This is a genomic window from bacterium (assembly GCA_021371935.1).
Lineage (GTDB): Bacteria > Armatimonadota > UBA5829 > UBA5829 > UBA5829 > UBA5829.
In genome coordinates, this window is record JAJFVF010000013.1 from 46,260 (window position 1) to 62,181 (window position 15,922).

At 50.8% G+C, this 15,922-nt stretch carries 13 protein-coding genes and 1 pseudogene; 10 read left to right on the forward strand and 4 right to left on the reverse strand.

Annotated elements, in window-relative coordinates:
- The first annotated feature begins 77 nt into the window (after positions 1-77).
- Positions 78-1,934, forward strand: coding sequence for a hypothetical protein (locus LLG46_10285; protein MCE5323686.1), 1,857 nt, complete (start codon positions 78-80; stop codon positions 1,932-1,934).
- A gap of 10 nt (positions 1,935-1,944) precedes the next feature.
- On the opposite strand, the gene LLG46_10290 is transcribed toward LLG46_10285, so the two are convergent.
- Both LLG46_10290 and LLG46_10295 read right to left on the reverse strand, forming a co-directional pair.
- On the reverse strand, positions 1,945-2,700 hold the full coding sequence (locus LLG46_10290) for a polysaccharide deacetylase family protein (protein MCE5323687.1): 756 nt from the start codon (positions 2,698-2,700) through the stop codon (positions 1,945-1,947).
- Between the two features lie 335 nt (positions 2,701-3,035).
- The gene (locus tag LLG46_10295; protein MCE5323688.1) at positions 3,036-6,578 is read right to left on the reverse strand and encodes a right-handed parallel beta-helix repeat-containing protein; all 3,543 of its coding nucleotides are present in this window, start codon (positions 6,576-6,578) and stop codon (positions 3,036-3,038) included.
- A gap of 618 nt (positions 6,579-7,196) precedes the next feature.
- On the opposite strand from LLG46_10295, the gene LLG46_10300 reads away from it, so the two are divergent.
- Both LLG46_10300 and LLG46_10305 read left to right on the forward strand, forming a co-directional pair.
- Positions 7,197-7,931, forward strand: a complete 735-nt coding sequence (locus LLG46_10300; GenBank protein ID MCE5323689.1) for a glucose-1-phosphate thymidylyltransferase — start codon at positions 7,197-7,199, stop codon at positions 7,929-7,931.
- 348 nt (positions 7,932-8,279) lie between these two features.
- A complete protein-coding gene (locus LLG46_10305; GenBank protein ID MCE5323690.1) occupies positions 8,280-8,804 on the forward strand; it encodes a hypothetical protein in 525 nt (174 codons plus the stop codon).
- A gap of 179 nt (positions 8,805-8,983) precedes the next feature.
- Here the strand turns inward: LLG46_10305 and pdxT are convergent, their stop codons facing one another.
- Both pdxT and pdxS read right to left on the reverse strand, forming a co-directional pair.
- On the reverse strand, positions 8,984-9,598 hold the full coding sequence (pdxT, locus tag LLG46_10310) for a pyridoxal 5'-phosphate synthase glutaminase subunit PdxT (GenBank protein MCE5323691.1): 615 nt from the start codon (positions 9,596-9,598) through the stop codon (positions 8,984-8,986).
- 63 nt (positions 9,599-9,661) lie between these two features.
- Positions 9,662-10,552: a pyridoxal 5'-phosphate synthase lyase subunit PdxS gene (gene pdxS, locus LLG46_10315; protein ID MCE5323692.1), complete on the reverse strand. Its 891-nt coding sequence runs from the start codon at positions 10,550-10,552 to the stop codon at positions 9,662-9,664.
- Positions 10,553-11,307: 755 nt separating this feature from the next.
- Between pdxS and LLG46_10320 the strand changes: the two genes are divergently transcribed.
- The 7 genes and pseudogenes from LLG46_10320 to LLG46_10350 all read left to right on the forward strand — a co-directional run bounded on the left by LLG46_10320 (position 11,308) and on the right by LLG46_10350 (position 15,920).
- On the forward strand, positions 11,308-12,336 hold the full coding sequence (locus LLG46_10320; GenBank protein MCE5323693.1) for a formylglycine-generating enzyme family protein: 1,029 nt from the start codon (positions 11,308-11,310) through the stop codon (positions 12,334-12,336).
- A 33-nt stretch (positions 12,337-12,369) separates the two neighbouring features.
- Positions 12,370-12,632: pseudogene (locus LLG46_10325) on the forward strand (DUF3795 domain-containing protein).
- A gap of 462 nt (positions 12,633-13,094) precedes the next feature.
- On the forward strand, positions 13,095-13,976 hold the full coding sequence (ftsY, locus tag LLG46_10330; GenBank protein ID MCE5323694.1) for a signal recognition particle-docking protein FtsY: 882 nt from the start codon (positions 13,095-13,097) through the stop codon (positions 13,974-13,976).
- Positions 13,969-14,691 carry a glycosyltransferase family 2 protein gene (locus LLG46_10335; GenBank protein MCE5323695.1) on the forward strand — a complete coding sequence of 241 codons (723 nt, stop codon included), beginning with the start codon at positions 13,969-13,971 and terminating at the stop codon, positions 14,689-14,691. Before ftsY ends, LLG46_10335 begins: the two co-directional genes overlap by 8 nt.
- Positions 14,692-14,768: 77 nt before the next feature.
- Complete coding sequence (locus tag LLG46_10340; GenBank protein ID MCE5323696.1) at positions 14,769-15,194, forward strand: PaaI family thioesterase; 426 nt, start codon at positions 14,769-14,771, stop codon at positions 15,192-15,194.
- Positions 15,184-15,564 carry an iron-sulfur cluster assembly scaffold protein gene (locus LLG46_10345; protein ID MCE5323697.1) on the forward strand — a complete coding sequence of 127 codons (381 nt, stop codon included), beginning with the start codon at positions 15,184-15,186 and terminating at the stop codon, positions 15,562-15,564. Before LLG46_10340 ends, LLG46_10345 begins: the two co-directional genes overlap by 11 nt.
- Positions 15,561-15,920, forward strand: coding sequence for a NifB/NifX family molybdenum-iron cluster-binding protein (locus tag LLG46_10350; protein MCE5323698.1), 360 nt, complete (start codon positions 15,561-15,563; stop codon positions 15,918-15,920). The genes LLG46_10345 and LLG46_10350 overlap by 4 nt, the downstream gene beginning before the upstream one ends.
- The last annotated feature ends 2 nt before the right edge of the window (positions 15,921-15,922 follow it).

Here is a 15,922-nt window from a genome sequence, read left to right on the forward strand (position 1 = left end):
GTAATATAGTCGATAAAACCATCCTATGGTACGAATCTGGCATACATATCACGGGGCATGACAGGCAGGAGGGAAATTTGCGCATATCACATATGCTCGTGTCGATTATGCTGCTGTCTGTGTCATCTCCGGTTTCGGCGTCTACCGCAACACCATTCAAATTCTTTACAAAGGGCAAGAATGTGCTGGTGTGGCAGCGCTTCGGTGACTGGTTGATGATTACCGAGGACCTCGCCGCCGGGCGAGTCTGTTATTACTACAGCTCCACCACACGCACAAAGCTCAACCTCAAAGAAGCCATGACTGGTGAATGGATTCCGCTCGGATCGGCAATCAAGTGGCTGGCATATGTCGATCATATCGATGGTCTCGATAGGCTGGTCTCGCATGATGTAGACAGTCAGGTCTGGCATATCACGAAATCAAGCACCTTGAACCAAGTGGGCTGCGGTATGGTGGGCAATATATGCTATTTTGGCGAATATCGAGATGATGCTATCAACGGCATTACACCGGTTGACCTCTATACCGTGGATGTAAGCAGTGGTGAGATATTGCTGATGTGCGCAAGCGACACCCAAAAGAGCCAGTTTGCACACGATGGCAATCTGCTGGTCTATAAGGCTCAATATCCGTCGGGGATCACCGGTATATGCGGCAGATATTTCGGAGGCACGGGCGAGTTTTTGATCCGGCAGTGCGATGCATACGAGCCTTCGGTATGCGCCGACATGGTCGCTTGGGCGCAGCAGTCGGGCGATGATTGGCTGATTATGGGTATGGACTTATCTACCGGCGAGGTTAGGCAGGTCGCCCTCACTTCGGCTGACGACCCGCATCCCGAGGCAGGTCGCAACACAATATTCTGGCAAGATGCGCGCAATTACTCATCGACCGGGATCGATATATACGGCTATGACTGGCAGAGCGGTGAAGAGTTTGTGGTGACAAATGCAACCGGCGATCAATATAACCTGCGTGTGTGCGATGACCTGGTGACCTGGGTGTCCGGTCTGACCAACTATCAGATATTCTGGGGAGCTTGGCTGAAGCCGGCTGAAGAGATAAGTGACCTCAGAGCTGAGAGAATAAACGGCACAGATATAGATCTGGCATGGACTGCCATAGGCACGACCTCCAACCCTGTGACATCATATGAGGTGCGTATTTCTGACCAGGCTGCAATTACCGATGATAACTGGGACCAGGCATCATCGGCATGCACTGTGGCGACCAGTGCCGACCCGGGCGCGGAGGTTAATGCCTCCTTCAGCGTTACTGAATATGGCGTGTATTATGCCGCCGTCAGAGCGGAGTTCACGACCGGTGAGCATTCGTCCGTATCTAATTGTATAATGCTGGCTGCATCAGCCGGTTCGGCCGATGTCCTAAAGTATCAACAGGGCGCATATATAGGATTTTCCGGCACCGTGACTGGCGTAAGCCCGGATAACAGCTTCTATCTTCAACATGACGGCGGTGTGCTCTGCGTGCGTGTTGTCCCGGCTGCGGGGCAGTCGAGCGCAGCGGTTGGCGAGATTGTCACAGCAACCGGCATTCTGGGACAGGACGAACGATATTATGGACCCGTGATATGGCGCGCAGCTATTACGGGGCAGACAAGCGGCGGCAGTGTGCGCAGGTTTGCTATGAGCAACAAGTCGCTTGGCGGATGCAATGCGGATTTGACCGGCGCATCCAACATTTGGCTGCCCGTGAGGGTCTGGGGCAGGGTATCCGGGCTGTCTGCGAGCAGCGGCTGTTCGTTTGTGATATCGGACGGCTCACTGGCTGGTGGAGTGCAGGTGGTCTCTCCATTCGCGGCGCCGTCGGATTTGGCGGATGGAGCGATGGTGTGCGTGAATGGAATTTGCACGGTATCTCGCTTGGACGGCCGCATAGTGGAGGTTGTGCAGGAAGAATCGACCAAATGAGAATCCCGGACTAAAACGGCCACAGACTGAACTTTGGTTCGCTGCTGTTTTTGCCTATCTCGATCAGCTCCGGCACAGTCACGAAACGATAGCCTTTCTTCTTTAATCCCTCTATTATCAGAGGCGTGGCTGCGACATCTTTCCACCTGCTGGGAAATGATCCGTCGTGCGCGAGTATTACGGTTCCCGGGCGAATATGTTGAATCACACGCTTCGCCATCGCTTCAGGGGTCGGCGCGTCATGATGATCCGCACATACAGTCCAGAGCACGGTCCGATAGCCTTCTTCTTCGGCTATACTGAAGACCATGCCATCGATCATACCGCGCGGCGGCCTGAACAAAAGCGCCCGCTTGCCAGTCATCTGCTCGATCACATCCTCGCATTTTTCGAGCTCTTTGATCACCTGGGCCTGAGTGTCAACTTCAATATTGTGAGGATGAGTATATGTGTGGTTCGCGATCACATCGCCCTGTTCGAGCACATCCTGAACGACATCGGGATATTTTTGCATGTCACTGCCGATCATAAAAAATGTGGCCTTCACGTTATACTTTTTCAAAATAGCCAGTATCTCGGGAGTATACTTAGGGTGAGGTCCATCATCATATGTGAGCGCACAGACTTTCTCTTTTGTCGGGACACGATATATGACCTCACCACGCCACGACTGCGTGCGCACTTCTTTATGCGCGGTCGATATCACCAGAAGCACTATCAGAACAAGCTCGAAGACAGTGCGATATGTGCCGATATTCTTTTTCATTTGCCCCTCGTCATACAAATCAATTACGTCGACCGTATAGTATAACACACCTATCACGCCGCATGACCATTTCGATGAAAACAATCCAGGGTTAAACGCACGAGTAACGAAAATACGAACAAACAGGTAGGTGACCGCCTTAAAGCCAAAATGGGGTAGGGATTCGGAGATCGTAGAAATATCTCTTCCTGAAAACATAGAAAAACGGCACGAGAAGCATCCTCGCGCCGTTTTAGTCTGCATTATTCACGAGAAGCGTGAATAATGCTCTCGGAGACCCGGATTATGCGCTTCACGCATAAATCCGGGCTAGATCATTTACCCGCCGGAGGCTTTCACTGCGGGTAGTATGTCAGGTCCGATCTCGTTCTCGACCTGACAGCTCTGAGTGTCGAACCGCTGTCATTCGACACAATAGTCGATATCCCGGTCACGACAGCCGTCTTTCCGATCTCCGGGTCAAGCGCATCATCAGGCAGATACACCCTCACATCGTTTAGAGACCCATCATTTATCAACATATATGGGCGCGCCTCATTGATGAACTCTTTCACCGTTCCCCATGTGGTTACCAGCAGCCCTATGTTGTTTAGCCCGCTTGCCGACTTCCACTGTTTTACGCTTTTGCCGTCGGGACCAGTAACAATCTCCCAGCCCCATACACCCGTTTGACCCTCGAATGAGCCGCCACCGAGCGCCGAATTGCTTATGCACAGCGGTTTGAGTTCTCCGGCCGCGGCTTTCAATAGAGTGACCTTCGGGTTCATGATCTCACGCTCTATGCCGGTGGTGGTCATCACTCCTTCGACTTTCACCATCTGACCCACACTGACAGTCGGCGAGTATGTCCGCACTTTAATTCCCGATATGCGGTCGAGTTCCTGCACATAGAACCCATCATCGAATACGGCAGTCACCACCACGCCGGAGACTTCCACGAGCACTCCATTACCGAGTTTCTTGGCTTCGCTGATGCTCACGGGCGGGTCTTCTTCCTGGAATGCACCCATATTCGGAGAGCCGTCAGCCGGATCACCCGCTCCAATAAGCGGCGAAGCAGCATCAAGCCTGTAATTGCAGGTGGACGGGTCCACAAACAGTGGATCGACCGCCAGGTTGGTCAATGGGCACTCTGGTATAGGAGATGCGCTGGTCGGGTCGGGAAGCCCGACGAACTGTGTTGCTGAGTTATTATAGAAGTCAGTATATGTGATATAGCACCATGGATCGGTCATTACCGGCTGGGTTCCAGTGGCGAATATCGCGCCGCCTCTTTGTGCTGCCACTGCATGTGCTGCCGTATTGAATGCGACTATGGAGTTTCTCAGCCTGAAGTTGGAATCTGCGTCATATATTCCGCCTCCCTGGCCTGTCGCTCCATTAGCGGCATTGGAGACTATGGTGAGTTTGTTCATTGCGGCGTCGCAGCCATTGTCCAGATATATTCCGCCTCCTTTGCCGTTACCGGTACCGTCACCCAATGCAATATTTGGCATTATGGAACATCCGATCAGGCTCTCTACAATGATCGGAGCTGATTCACGTGATGCAATCCCACCGCCGAAGAACGCTGTATTGTCCTCTATGCGCTCGGCGAATATAGTCGGCGCACCCTGTTCGGTATATATGCCGCCGCCATAACCGGCATATGTGGCGACTCCGGTGGCTGTGTTGCCGTATATCGTGGTGTCTCCACTCAAGAGTGTTGCCGGAGGCGGAGTGATGCCGTCCCCTATGATCGCCGAGCTGTCATAGATGTATACTCCTCCGCCCAGAGCCGCTGTGTTTTCGTTGATTTGGCATGAAGATACATCAGCAAACTCTTTGTATATACTCACGCCTCCGCCCAGTTCGGCGTCACCATTTGTTACCGTAAATGCATCGAGCACACTGTGTGTGTTGTCATATGTAGTCTTGAGTGGCTCGGCAAGATATCTGTCCTGAGGCAGATGCGCTATTACAACAACGGAATCGAAGCCTCCACCATTAATCGTAGTCTGATTGGTGATCAGATCACGCAGCGGATACGGGCTTGGCACGTCAGTGGGTGAGACTGGAAAACCGGACCACCCGCCATATACAGCCACTCCATGCCAGATCATTATATTTTCATAGTAAGTCTGACCTGCCGGACCGCCTCGCACCCAGACAACGTAGTTCTGCGTCCAACCAGTCTGGTTATGACTGTCCGCCGCATCAATGGCTTCCTGTATTGTCTTGAATGCCGTGGCCCATGTTGTGCCGTCACCGCTGGATACGACAGTGCCGTCTACATAGTAAGCAAGAGGTGATGCTCCGGTCGAAAGTGGCGTATCGACATCTCCGATTCCATCCCCGTTGGAGTCGGTTTGAGTTGGGTTCGAGGTGGTCGGAGCATTATCGAATATGTCGGATATGCCGTCCGCATCCGTGTCCGGAAGGTTGAACACAAGTGGCTGCGGATCGACGATATCCGCACCACCATCATTGTCGGTATCGTGAAATTCGTCAGCGCCTATGTCTATGGTCCCATTGATTATTCTGGTCTCGCCGTCAATGTCATATGTGCCCGCTGCTGCAGTATTGTAGCCCGCATCCTTTGCCGGTGAACCGTATGTGATATGAAAGTCACCTGCGTATTTGTCGTAGTACTGCGGGTCTTTCATTATATTGAAGTCTTTATTGAGCGCTGGGTTAGTGCTATAGAATGGAAAGCTAAACCCGAATATATCGCCGCCCGCATTATGCCAGAGCAGGTTATAGTTGAAGTTGACTGTCATTCCTTCATTTACGACCGCCGTTCCCCGCGATTGGGAGATGATGTTGTTGAGAACAATGGCCGGTCCTGAACCGGAAAGGTATATAGCTGCGCCAAGACCATACGGCCGGTCAGTGTCAGTGACCAGACCGGCGTTGGGCGTAACAGAATTGCCGTAGAATGTATTGTTGATGATATTGGGAATGCCGGGGTTCTCAAAAGCTATCGCACCGCCGTAGGATGTCTCAGTGTCACCCGCGCCATGAGCACCGCAGTCGTAGAATATGTTGTCCTTTATCTGCGCATTTACGCCCTTAATATATATTGCACCTCCATAGGACTGACACATCGTAACATTGCCGACTCTTGAGTTGCAATAGGTAAATTTGGAACGCTGGACCGTGACACTAGTGCCGCCTTCGGCATATATGGCACCGCCTTGCGTAATGCCCGGGTCTACTGTATATATCTGGGCATTATCTCCCCAGAAAATGCAATCCGCAACTATGAGAGTAGCTCCATTTGTATAGATTGCGCCTCCATATGCTCCAGGGTTACCTGCCGAGTCTGCCGCAGATTCATTTGAGAACTCAGTATTGCTGACCGACAAGTAACCGTCCTGTGCATAAATACCGGCACCGTAATGCGATGTAGTGTTATTGAATATACAGTTCGCCACTATCAGGCTGGTGCCGTCAGTCGTTTTTATTCCTCCGCCCAGCAGTGCAGCGCCATTTTCAATCGTGAAGCCGTCAATACGGTTCGTGCCGGATGTCGTAAAGATACTTGTTGTGGAGACAAGTGGTTGCACGACCGTCGGCGGGCTAAACACACGGTCATCGAGATTGAACGTTGCAGGGTCTTCCGTGCCGTCAAACCCTCCATAGATCAGCACACCTGTAGGAACTGTGATGTTCTCCACATATGCGGTTACCAAAACAGTATTTTTCTCGACCCACACTGTAAGGTCGGGCTGTGAAGCGGCGAGAGTGGCGCCCGCTTGGATAGTACGTTTTGCCTGCGCCCAGCTTAAGCCCGTGTTTCCGTCATTGCCTGTTGTTGAGACGAAGACGACCGCAAAAGAGGGCGTCCAGCATAAGAGAATCAGAGCTGAGAGAATAAGGCGTACATATGTTTTCATCCTTTTCCTCCTCCAAAATTACCAATAAGCGGCCCAAAAACCGAAAACCAAGCCGCCTGCCGACTGGTGACATGCCAAATGCTATGTATTGTGGCTTTATGTGCCTGCATTCTTGAGCAATTAGTGATTAGCAGGCATCTATATTGGTAACACCATACCCAGAATGCTATGGTCAGATAAACATGATGTTTTGTTGTTGACACATAATGTGTGCTCGGTGTGCATTCTGTCATTTATAGCGCAGCATGTAGCACAGGGAATTTTGCCGATCATTGGTTCATCTTTACGCTTTTGGTTATCTGGTGCGATAAGCGAGTGGCGAGTATAGGGTGTAGGGCATGAACCGCTTGTGCTATGTGTTCGATCCCAGTCATTCCGAGGAGGAACGACGAGGAATCTGCTGTGAACCATAGTATTTGTCAAACCTGATAAGTTTTCAAAAGCAGATTCCTCACTAATCCGAATTGCAGCTACATCTTTACAAATAAAATTCTGCAATTCGGATTACAAGTTCGGAATGACAGTGTACAAACACTCTTCATTCTATTGGCAGTTGACACTCCCACGCTTGTGCATCTATAATTTCCCCAAGAGAGATGGATAGAAGAGGAGCTGGGAATGCTTAAAGCACAGGACTTTTTCGATCTCGAAGATTTTGAGTTCAAATCGTTGTTTGATAACTGTGAGTATGTATGGGAAGCACTTTCGAGAGTCGGCAGGATAGCACTTGAACATATCATGAGCGTCGATGGCGACAACACGATCCTCGGCAGGGTGATGAGCGGTGCATATGTGGACGATCGAAATGCTGTTGTGATAGGCGAGGGGACGGTGGTCGAGACCGGAGCTTTCGTACAGGGTCCGGCTATCATAGGTAAAAACTGCCAGATCCGCCATGGTGCCTATATTCGCGGCGACGTCATTATAGGAAACAACTGTATCGTGGGCCACGCATCCGAGTTGAAAAACGCGATTATGTTTGACTATTCGCAGTGCCCGCATTTTGCGTATGTCGGTGACAGCATCCTCGGCAAAAGGGTTAATCTGGGTGCCGGGACAGTGCTTTCCAACCTGCCCGTGGTAAGTGTAAAGGATATGGAGACCGGCAAACGACCTTCAATCAAGGTCGAAATAGATGGAAAAGTATATGATACCGGTTTGGCCAAGTTCGGAGCTATAATCGGCGACGGCACCCAGACGGGCTGTAATGTAGTGACGAACCCTGCCTGCCTGATAGGCAGAAACAACCTCATATATCCGAATGTCTCACTCAAAAAAGGCTATTATCCTGAGGGCAAGATAATCAAGCTTCAGCAGGACTTGGTTATGGTTGACAGAGAGATGAAGTGCTGAGCAACTAGGATGCCTTAGAGCATTGTTACAAGAAAAAGGGGTGCCACTGTGATTGCAACAAGAAGCAGGCTTTTCAAGTTATCGCAGCATCGATTGTGCCGTCGATTGATACTTGTTTCATTGCTTATACTGTTGCTTATGTTATTGGTAACTGTAAGCTTGTGTGAGAATGCAACTGCATCCCATGAATTGAGCAATAGCGAGGTAAGTTGTTGTGGATCAACCGGATCATCGCCAATTGCCCATCAGCCATTAGCTCTTGCGCGGTATAAAATTCTCATGCAAATAAACCGCCAATATGGAAAAGATGTCCGACCTTGGAACTCGTTATCGACGCGTGATGACGTTTTGTTTCCTCAAGGCCGAAGTGACAAAGTGTATACACTTGCCCAAGGTAATAAGCATACGAAAGACGGCTATCCAGCGGTTGAGCTCACATGCTACAAATCCAGAGGCAAAGGCATAAAACTAATATATTCTGTGAAACTGAAAATTGTCTACAAACCGCCGAGAGACAAGACTATTGTAAGGAACATGCTTGATTACATAAGTTTGCTTGGAAGCGTTGATGCGACTCCCAACTGGCGCCCTTTCAGCTACGTTGTACCAGGAAACATCAGCAAGACTACCAAAAGTGACTTGTCATTGAAGCAAGGTTTGGTCGTTTACTCGTGCAATACTGTTATGAGTGTGCTGTACGTGCAGTGTTTCAGTTCAAAGACAGCTACCTCGCTCAACCAACTTGAACTTGCGCAGAGTTTCGACGTTCCAACTGACGAGGTCGATAGTAAGCTTTCGCGGCAGGATGAATGGTACAAGACATATGGCTTTCCCGTTGCTGCATGTGAGTTGACTACTAGAGGTGATAAGTAGAAGTATTCAATAGTATTCTCCAGTGATATCGCCTGGATCAACACTGCAAACTGACTAGTGTGAACGATACGATATGATCTTACGATGAAGACCGATACCCAGTGTCCTAAGCCACCGCACATCCCAATCTGTATATGATCGCTTATCCTGTCCGGTGGTTTCGGCAGTGGACTTGGTGGCTATTGAGTAATTTGCATGGACGTAGCTGCTGCCGAAACAACACGAGTCATCTCGACAAAATACTCATGCACGCGGGTATCCGCAGTGAGTTCGGGGTGAAACGATATCGCCAGACAGTTGTCCTGGCGCACCATTACGGCCTCTCCTGATTCCAAACATGCCATCACCTGAGCATCGCCCGAGACCTTGGTTATCTGAGGAGCACGGATGAATATGGCACGCACCGCTCCGCCATCGAGGCATTTGATATTGAGGTCTGTCTCGAAGCTGTCTAACTGCCGACCATAGGCGTTACGGCGGACGGACGTGTCCATCAGACCCAGCCGATGCTGCTCGCTGCCCTCTATGTCTTTTGAAAGCAGGATCATTCCTGTGCACGTGCCGAACACTGTCATGCCGTCCGCAACACGCTGCCTGATAGCTTTATCCACACCATAGCGGTCCATAAGCTTGCCCACAGTGGTGCTCTCGCCACCGGGGATAATCAGGCCGTCACACCAATTGGTGATCTCTTGAGCGGTGCGGACGATCTTAGTCTCGACACCATCGATCATCTGCAGCATTTCGAGGTGTTTTTGATAATCGCCCTGCAGCCCGAGCACGCCAATGCGCACCGGGCTGCAGTTATGTGAATCTTGATGAATGGTTTTACTGTCCAATACTACCGAGCACATGACTTACCAACCTCTGTTTGCCAGAAGGTCCTTCTCGTCGAGTTGTCGTATATCTATGCCCTCCATAGCCTTGCCCAGACCCTTGGATAGTTCGGCAATCAGTTTGAAGTCCATATAATGTGTGGTTGCGTCTACGATAGCCTTTGCGCGCGGCGCGGGGTCTTCTGACTTGAATATACCCGATCCTACGAACACAGCCTCAGCTCCAAGCTGCATCATAAGTGATGCATCAGCCGGTGTTGCGATACCCCCTGCCGAGAAGTTTGGCACAGGGAGTTTGCCTGTTTTGTGAATCTCTACCACCAGGTCATACGGCGCGCCCAGGTTCTTTGCCTCGGCCATAAGCTCGTCTTCGCGCATATTCTGAATCTTGCGCATATGAGCGGTAACAGTGCGCATGTGGCGGACGGCTTCGACTATATTGCCGGATCCGGCCTCACCCTTGGTTCGGATCATGGCAGCGCCTTCGCCTATGCGCCTTAGGGCTTCACCGAGGTCTCTGCATCCGCATACGAACGGAACCTTGAACTGATGCTTGTCGATATGGAAAGACTCGTCGGCGGGTGTGAGAACTTCGCTCTCGTCGATATAGTCCACTCCCAGCGCTTCGAGCACTTGAGCCTCAGCGAAGTGGCCTATACGAGCCTTAGCCATCACCGGGATGGTGACTGCTTCCATGATTTCCTGTATCACGAGCGGGTCGGACATTCTGGCGACTCCGCCTTCTTTACGTATGTCGGCGGGGACACGCTCAAGAGCCATTACTGCAACTGCTCCTGCGTCCTCCGCGATTTTTGCCTGTTGGGCATTAGTGACGTCCATTATTACGCCACCCTTGAGCATTTCTGCCAGGCCGACTTTGGTCCGCCATGTGGATTTCTGCTGTTCACTCATCTGAGAATCACCTTTTTCTTTGTGGAGAATACACACATATTATAGCAGATGCTTTATCCTTGTGCCACCTGATCTGACAATTGGTTTGATGGTTGGAGAGTTTGATAGTCAGAGTCCCGGATCATGTGTGATATCTGATCGTGTCTGAAATGCAAACCTGATGTTTGGGCGCGATATCTGATCGCGCTCGAAACAGAACTTTGCAATATTCAGATTGCGACAACCGTTTACAAAACCGAAAGACTTTCCAAATCATGTCATTCTGAGCGAATGCGAAGAATCTGCTGTGAACCATACGTTGATAGTTTGGAACCACTGAGTTGGTTCGTTTCGTGTTGGGCCGCCCCGGAAATCTTGAAACTCACCTGAACCGCAAACCGTCAACTGCCAACTGTGATTGGTCGTGTCAATTCTAGTGTGTAAAAGGTTGATGGTCGGGGGTATTCTTGCCCCCGACCCACATATACCGGGCATTCCTGCCCGCAAACAGTGTTTTCAGGGAGGTATTGAGGTTTTTCGGGATTTGAGGAGGAGTGCAGAATAGCCTATAGCCTAGAAAATGCGTGTTTGATGCATCGGCACCTATCCTGGTAATAATACCAGTTGTTCGCCGCCCCACGCTCATACGCCAAATTCCACTTGACAAATTCGCTGGAGGGGGGAGCATAATATTAGCAGATGCTTTTTTTGACCCAGACCAAAGCGGAGCAGCAGACGCCGCAAAGGTCACAACACGAAACATTGGAGGAGGAAAAATGAAAAAGCTGTTTGCAGTGACAGCGGCGCTTGCACTGCTGGGCTTGGGTGTTGGCGCTCAGGCAATTATCATTGACACCGTTACTGTTGGCGATGCTGGTAACGCCGCTGACACTTGTGTGATGAGTGATGGGACAACTGGTTATGGTTCCGTATCCTACACCTACAATATCGGCAAGTATGAAGTCACCGCCGGGCAGTATACGGCATTTCTGAATGCTGTGGCTAAGACGGACACCAACACTTTGTATAACACGAACATGGCGAACACGAGTTACGGCAGCGGAATCAGCCGTAGCGGATCGTCGGGAAACTACACGTACACAGTGGACGCCGCGTTCACAAACCGCCCTGTGAACTATGTGAGCTTCTGGGATGCATGCCGATTCACCAACTGGCTGGGCAACGGCCAGAAGACGGGCGCACAGGATGCCACAACCACTGAAGATGGAGCATACACTCTTGACGGCTACACCGGAGATGATGGACATACTATTCAGCGCAATGCCGGTTGGACATGGGCCGTGACGAGTGAGGATGAGTGGTATAAGGCTGCTTACTACAAGGGAGGCAGCACAGACGCTGGTTATTGGTTGTATTCAACTCAGAGCAACACTGCCCCTGGCAGTGATATGGCAGACCCATCAGGCAACAATGCCAACTACTATAATGGCTACGGCTCCTATCCGATAGATTCAGGCAAGTACACCACTGTTGTTGGTGAGTTTCAGAACTCGGTAAGCGCGTATGGCACGTTCGACCAGGGCGGCAACTTGTGGGAGTGGAACGATACTTTGTATGATATTTCTCGCGGCCAGCGCGGTGGTTCGTGCTTCGATGGCACCGAAGGCGGAAACGGCCAGACGTTGCGGTCTACGAAACGCTGCTTCACCAATGCGAACTACGATTACCTTGAAATGGGGTTCCGTGTCTTCCAAGCATATTCATCTGTTCCTGAGCCCTCATCAATTATCGTCTTGCTTGGCGGTTTGACAGGACTTATCGGGTTGAGACGGCGTAAGGCATAGCCCTTAAGTTACCAGGAGGTAGAGTTATCTAAAATGATAGAATCAAGATGTGGTTTGCAGTGCTCAAAATGTGACTTAGTAAAACAATGCGGATGCAAAGGATGCTTGGAATCAAATGGTCATCCTTTTCACGGAGATTGTCCGGTCGCCTTATGTTGCATAAAAAAAGCCATTCTCATTGCGGGGAATGCGAAAGTTTCCCATGTAAGCAGTTGAATGATTATGCTTATGATCCTGTTCACGGAGATAATGGCGTGCGTCTAGAGACTCTCCGTTCCTGGATGAAAGAATCTTAAAGCTCCAAGGCCTTCCTAACATCGAGGAGATGCTGGATATCTTAACTGTGCCTGAGTATTTTTAACAAAAAGTGAGAACTATCAATCCAATAGAAAAAGAAGTGAGGCGTCGCACCAGAACTATTATATGCTGCGGGAACGGCTAATTTCGTTGCTTCTGGCAGCAGTGAATAGCAGTCAACTCTGACACATATATCGAGCACCGCTGCCGAAGCCGCCTTATGCAATATGATGCTTCGGTATTTCGGGATTTGAGTAGCGCAGAATAGGCCTAAAACCCAGAAAATATGTGTTGGGCTGCTCCGTAAATCCCAAAACCCACCTGAACCGCAAACCGTCTACTGCCAACACTGCCAACTATGATGAAACTTTACAATCACCGCACTCCACGTTATACTTGACTAAAAGCGGCGCTGCGTATGCGCCGCTTCGATTACGTATATGGAGGATTGCGGCCGCGTTATGCGTCTGTTCAAAGGTATATTCGGCAAAGTCGATCAACTGCTCACCGGGCGGCGTCCGATCGACGATGAACTCTTCGACGAGCTTGAGGAACTGCTGATCCAGGCGGACTTGAGCATACACACCACCACAAAACTCGTAGATTCTCTCAGGGACATCACCAGAAAAGAGAGGCTCCGCGAGTCCGATGAGATCAGGGATCACCTCAAGTCACTGCTTGTGGCAATTTTAGCCGAAGGTGACGGGCAGGGGATAAGTGTTCCCGAGCACGTTCCGGCTGTGTATATGTTCGTCGGGGTCAACGGCGTCGGCAAGACCACTACCATTGCAAAACTCGCCAACAGGTTCAAGAACCATGGCAAGCGGGTAATACTCTCGGCGGCAGACACTTTCCGAGCCGCAGCTATAGACCAGCTCGAGATATGGGCGAACAGGATAGGCGTCGAGATCATCAAACATCAGCCCGGTGCTGACCCCGGAGCGGTCGTTTTCGATTCTCTGCAGGCTGCGATTGCCCGCAGGGCAGATGTGGTAATAATCGATACTGCAGGCAGGCTTCACACAAAGACGAATCTGATGGAGGAGCTTAAGAAAGTCGGACGGATCGTGAACAAGACACTTGGACGCGATGCAGACGAAACACTGCTTGTTCTGGACGCCACGACCGGCCAGAATGCAGTCACTCAGGCGAGGGAGTTTATGAATATAGTCCCGCTTACGGGCATCGCGCTTGCCAAGATTGACGGCACTGCCAAGGGCGGCATTGTGGTGACGATCAAGGATGAACTGGGTCTGCCGATCAAACTGGCAGGCTCCGGCGAGGGTCTCGATGACCTGGAGGACTTCGATCCGCGAGGGTTTGTGGAGGCATTGTTTGAATAGCGACAATGGTGATTCACACATTTGTATAAGTGTAATTGTTCCTGTATACAACGAGCAGACCAGGGTTACCGAATCGCTGGGCGAGATAAAATCATATCTGAACAGCAAGGATGAGTCATACGAGATTATTCTGGTCGATGACGGCAGCACTGACGGCACGCTCGAGATAGCGAGAAAGATAGGCAACGGTTCGACTCGGATTGTCAGCTATGAGCATAATATGGGCAAGGGCTATGCCGTTCGACAGGGCGTGTATGCTGCGCGCGGTGAGTATATAGCTTTCACTGATGTCGATCTGTCGGCTCCAATAGATCAGCTGTCGAAACTGTTTAGTGCGATTGAGGACAGCTATGACGTCGCGATAGGCTCGCGCGCAGTGAAGGGCGCGGAAATTCCAGTTCACCAACCTCTGTATCGTGAACTCGGGGGCAAAGCGCTCAACCTGGCTATACAAATGCTTGCAGTTCCAGGAATTAAAGACACTCAGTGTGGGTTCAAGCTGTTCAAAGGCGATGCCGCCCGTAAAATCTTCTCAAAATGCTTCATAAACGGCTGGGGGTTCGATGTCGAGGTGCTCTTTCTCGCGCGGAAACTGGGCTATAAAACAGCCGAGATTCCTGTGAAATGGTCTCATATGGCAGGCTCCAAGCTCCATCCGTTCAGGGGTGCTCTCAGAGTGATTGCGGATGTAATTCGCATGCGCTTGAGAGGCTGATTTTTCCTCATATCAGGGTTGACGTTTTCCTTGCAGTATGTTATAAGTGTAATATACATATAGGTGGAGAATACAATTTGGCGAGTTCCTGTAAAGTCGTGCTGACATGCACAAGTCACCGTCACTGTTTCGCCTGTGGTCCTGAGAACGAAGGCGGGCTGGGGCTTGTGTTCACAAAATACGATGATGGCCATGTGGGCGCTCAGTGTGTAATCAATGAGCGCTATCAGGGCTATCCGGGCATAGTGCAGGGCGGAATAGTGGCGACCATTCTGGACTGCGCGATGACCAACTGCCTGTTTGCTCATGGCGTCGAGGCAATGACGGTGCGCCTGAACGTGCAGTTTCATGAGAACGTGTTTATAAATGAGAGCCTGACAGTCGAGGCCGCACTTATAAGTACGCGCGGTCGTGTCTATGAACTCGATGCGAGCATAACTCAGCGCGCAAAGGTGAGAGCCTCTGCGTCCGGGCGGTTCATGAGGTCACGCAGTGGCGTATAGCGAGCAGGTCCTGGACCATTTCACAAATCCGCGTCATGTTGGCTTGGTCGATGGTGCGAGCGGTGTCGGTCTTATCGGCGACCCGGGCTGTGGCGATTTTATGTGTATCAGTATCAAAGTCGAGGATTGGACAATCGTCGACATAGGTTTTTTATGCAAGGGCTGTCCTGCAGCCATAGCCAGCGGCAGCGCCACCACTGAGATTGCATGTGGTATGCGGCTTGAAAAAGCTATGAGTCTTACTCCAGAGGACGTCTCGAACTATCTGGGTGGTCTGTCGGAGGAGAAGATGCACTGTTCAAATCTCGGCATCGATGCGCTGCGCTATGCCATGGCCGATCATCTCGGTCTTTTATCGGAGGAAAAATGAAAATAGCAATATCAGCGATGCGACCTGATGTCGAAGCCAATGTGGACGAACGATTTGGCCGCGCCCACAGCTTCATGATCTACGATTCGGATTCAGACTCATGGCAGTCCATCGAGAACAATCCGAACCTTAATGCAGTCCAGGGGGCAGGAATTCAGACTGCCCAGATGCTCGCGAACAGCGGCGCGCAAGTTTTGCTGACCGGTCACTGCGGTCCGAAGGCATTCAGAGTGCTTGGTGCCGCAGGTATCAAAGTCTATACAGGCTGTTCTGGCAGTATATCACAGACACTGGCCGCATTTCAGAGTGGTGAGCTCAAGCCCGCCGAGAATGCGGACGTCCAGGGACACTGGTAATC